This window comes from Alcanivorax sp. HI0083, assembly GCF_001635175.1.
In genome coordinates, this window is sequence record NZ_LWFX01001150.1 from 1 (window position 1) to 3800 (window position 3800).

3 protein-coding genes and 1 pseudogene are annotated in these 3800 nt (G+C 59.4%); 2 read left to right on the top strand and 2 right to left on the bottom strand.

What is annotated here, in order from left to right; all coding sequences use genetic code 11:
• Positions 1-1821 (top strand): TonB-dependent receptor domain-containing protein (locus tag A3754_RS16325; protein ID WP_063520552.1); only part of this gene is annotated, 1821 nt, incomplete at its 5' end.
• 20 nt (positions 1822-1841) lie between these two features.
• Complete coding sequence (locus tag A3754_RS16330; RefSeq protein WP_063520553.1) at positions 1842-2939, top strand: PepSY domain-containing protein; 1098 nt, start codon at positions 1842-1844, stop codon at positions 2937-2939.
• 34 nt (positions 2940-2973) lie between these two features.
• On the opposite strand, the gene A3754_RS16335 is transcribed toward A3754_RS16330, so the two are convergent.
• Positions 2974-3210, bottom strand: coding sequence for a DUF5062 family protein (locus A3754_RS16335; RefSeq protein ID WP_063520554.1), 237 nt, complete (start codon positions 3208-3210; stop codon positions 2974-2976).
• Between the two features lie 220 nt (positions 3211-3430).
• Positions 3431-3800: pseudogene (locus A3754_RS27795) on the bottom strand (glutathione S-transferase); the annotation flags it as partial.

Consider the following 3800-nt stretch of genomic DNA (forward strand, 5'->3'; position numbering starts at 1 on the left):
CCGGGCATGTGGACGGCCACGGGCTCCACCGGCGATGGCACCTTTCTTTCCAGCCGGGGTTCCAACCTGGATGCGGTGGCCTACGATGGCAACGGCATCAAGTTGATGATCGACGGGCTGCCGGTGACGGCCGCCGATGGCAACAACCACAACAGTTTTATTGACCCGCTGGCGTCGCGTTACGCGGTCATCGCCCGGGGTGCCAATGCCATGACCTACGGGGCCAGCACCCTGGGCGGGGCGATTAATTTCATCAGCCCCACGGCGCGCACCACCAACAATCAGGCTTACCTGAGTGCCGGCAGCCATGGCACCGTGCAGAACAGCGTCACCGGCGGGGTGGTGGCCGGCGACTTTGATGGCCTGGTCACCGTTGAGCAACGCAGCTACGACGGTTTCTGCGGTCATCAGGAGCAACAGCGTGGCGGCGTTTATGCCAATACGGGCTGGCAGATCAGTGACACGGTGAAAAATCGCTTCTATTTCACCTACGTGGACAATGATCAGGAATTGGCCGGCGCGCTCAGGCAGGACCAGTTCGATGATGACCCCTATCAGGCCAACCCGGATAACGTGACGGGCAACTTCCTCTATAACGTGGAGAAATGGCGCGCGGCCAACCGCACCGAGTGGGCCCTGAGTGATACCAGCCGCCTGGTGGTGGGCTTTTCCTTTGAGGACCAGTCGCTCTACCACCCCATTGTCCAGAACCCCTTCTTCAGCCTGTTGATCGATACCGATCAGACCACCTTCGGCACCACCGTGCGTTATGACAAACAGCTGGGTAACCATGACCTGTTGCTGGGGCTGAATTACGGACAAACCTGGGTAAAGGGTGGCAATTATCAGCACAGCGGTGGCATCCGTGGGGCGCTTTCCACCAAGGTGGATAACAAGGCCGATAACCTGGAAGTGTTCGCCATGGATCGCTGGCATTTTGCCGATCGCTGGACGCTGGTTTACGGAGCTCAGGCGGTTACTGGTACCCGCGAAGTGGATAATGTGACGGTATCGTCCGGTGCGGAACGTAACCCGAAAGATGACTATGAATCCATCAACCCGCGCCTGGGGGTGATTTATCAGGTTGCGGACCGCAGTGAGTTGTTTGCCAATGTCAGCAAGCTTTATGAAGCGCCGACTTTATACGAACTGGAAGACGACGCTGATGCCAGCGAGGAAACCCTGGATGCCATGCAGGGCGTGGTTGGGGAAATCGGTACCCGTGGCGCGGCCCCTTTGGGGCAATCCAACGAATGGCACTGGGAAGTGTCAGTTTACTACGCCCAGATTGAGGATGAGATTCTGTCCATGGACGACCCTGCGGCGCCAGGCACCAGCCTGGACCTTAACGTGGAAGATACCATTCACGCCGGCGTGGAAGCGCTGGTCGGCGCCAGCTTTGCCCTGGGCGATAGCGAGCATCGCATCGAACCGTTGCTGAGCATGACCTACAACGACTTTACCTTCGATAACGACCCGGTGTATGGCGATAACCAGCTGCCCGTCGCGCCGAACTTCTTCATCAAAGGCGAAGTGATGTACCGCCACGGCAACGGTTTCTTTGCTGGCCCCACCTTCGATATCGTTGATGACCGTTATGGGGACTTTGCCAATAACAAGGATGTGGACGGTTATGAGTTGGTCGGTTTGCGCACCGGGGTTACCCGCGATAGCTGGGAAGTCTATCTGGAAGGCCGCAACCTTACCGACGAAGTCTATGTGACCAATGTGAGCGTTAGTAACGACGAGACCATCAATCCGGTCGGCATTCAGGCAGGCGAACCGCGCTCTGTTTATGCCGGCGTGCGCTTCGACTTCTAAATGTGTCAGGGAATCACCGCATGGGCCAGGGGCGAGAGAAAACCGTGACGGATAATCGTTACTATCAGGCAGTATGGCGCTGGCACTTTTATGCTGGCGTGGTGGTGATCCCCTTTCTGTTTCTGCTGGCATTCAGTGGTTTGTTGATGCTGCTGAGCAAGCCGCTGGACAGCGCCCTGAATCAGTCGCTGCTGACCGTGGAAGCCGGCAATCAGCCGGTCCCGGCTTCGGCCTTGCAAGAAACGGTCGAGCAGCAATACCCCCACTCGGCAATAAAACTGTACCTGCCGCCCCAGGACGGGGATCAATCCGCGCGATTTTCCCTGCAGCCCCATTCCCACGGGGGCCATGGTGGCCACCACGCTCCTTCGACGCTGGTGTATCTGAACCCCTACAGCGGCGCGATATTGGGTGACCAGGACCCGGCCAACAGCGTCTATGCGCGCATCAAGGATTTCCACGGCTCCCTGTTCATGGGCGCGCTGGGCGATGCCTTGATTGAGATCGCGGCGGGGCTTGCCGTGTTGATGATCGTTACCGGCCTGTACCTGGCCTGGCCGAAGGACGGCCTGCGCTCACTGCTGCCTGACCGTGCGCTAACCCAACGTGCGGGTTGGCGTCGCTGGCACCTGAGCCTGGGTTGGCTGATCGCGGTGCCGCTGCTGTTCTTTCTGATTTCCGGGTTGGCCTGGACCAACATCTGGGGCGGCAAGATTGTACAGCCGTGGGGTTCGCTCCCCGGCACCGGCTTTGTTCAGGCCGAATCACCGACCGCCGCACAACCAGCGCAGAATCATGCGGCCATGAACGAACAGGGGCTGCATCGTGTGCCCTGGGCGGTGGAACAAACCCCCATGCCCGAGTCTGGCGCGGTGGATCAGAAAATGGATCTGGATGATCTGGTGGAGCAGGCAAAAGGCCACGGTTTCGACACCTTCCGGGTGCATTTCCCCCAGGAGGATGGCGGAGTCTGGACGGTGTCCGCCACCACCATCGCCGGTGATATCACCCGCCCGCGCGGTCGGCCTGATTATGCTGTTGGTGGCCCTGGCCTTCCCGTTATCGGCCGCCGCCCTGCTCGGCATTATTTTGCTGGATGCCGCGCTCTCCGCGCGTAAAGCCCGGAAGCCCTAGCACGGTTTTATCGTTCAATTACTTTTGCTTGGATGCCCAGATTGCCAGCTTGTGCTGAATGGCCGGCTGCGATACCTGGTCTTCCGGCAGCGGCTGGATAACCTTGTCATGCACCAGCAAGCGATAAATATAGAGAGTTTTTTCAGCGGCTGAGTCCGTCGCTTCAAATTCCACCACGCCGCGCTTTTCCGCGTAGGCGACGCCCATCTGTATGGCTTTCTTGACCAGTTCTTTTTCGTTTTTCAGTTTCTTCATGGGGCTCTCCGTCACCGCTGGCTCGACCTGCAGCTTGGCACAAAGCAGACCGGCTTTCTTCCGGTTCACCGCAAATACCCGACACGTTGCCAAACGCTCGACGCCGGATGCCTGACGTAAAACCCCCCTTAACCTGAGTGGCGGTCGTTATTGCGGTGTCTCGTTCAGGCAATAATCAGGCAATGCATTTTGCGCAGAGAGCATGGCGTCCAGAGGTTCCCTAGGTACGCTCCCACACTTCGATATGGTCGCGGCGGTCCACGGTGTAGCCGCGTTCGCCGGGCAGGGCTGCTGCCAGGCCCCGTTCAGCAAGCGCTTCGCGGACACGGGCCTGGTCATGGGGCGAGCCCTCGGCCAGCAGGGCATCGGCCTTGCGTAGCACATAGAGCAGGTAGGGTTGAACGCCGGCCTGCACCGGTACGCCACGAAAAGCGGTTTCCACCACGCCCACATAACGCTGGTGGGGCTTGGCCGATACCGGTTGCCCATCCCCCGGGGCGTGCTCCCGTATCAGCGCGTCCATAAAGGCGAGCTTGTCGGTGAGCATGGGGAAGATTTCGTCGGCGATCTGGCGCAGCAGCGGTTCCAGG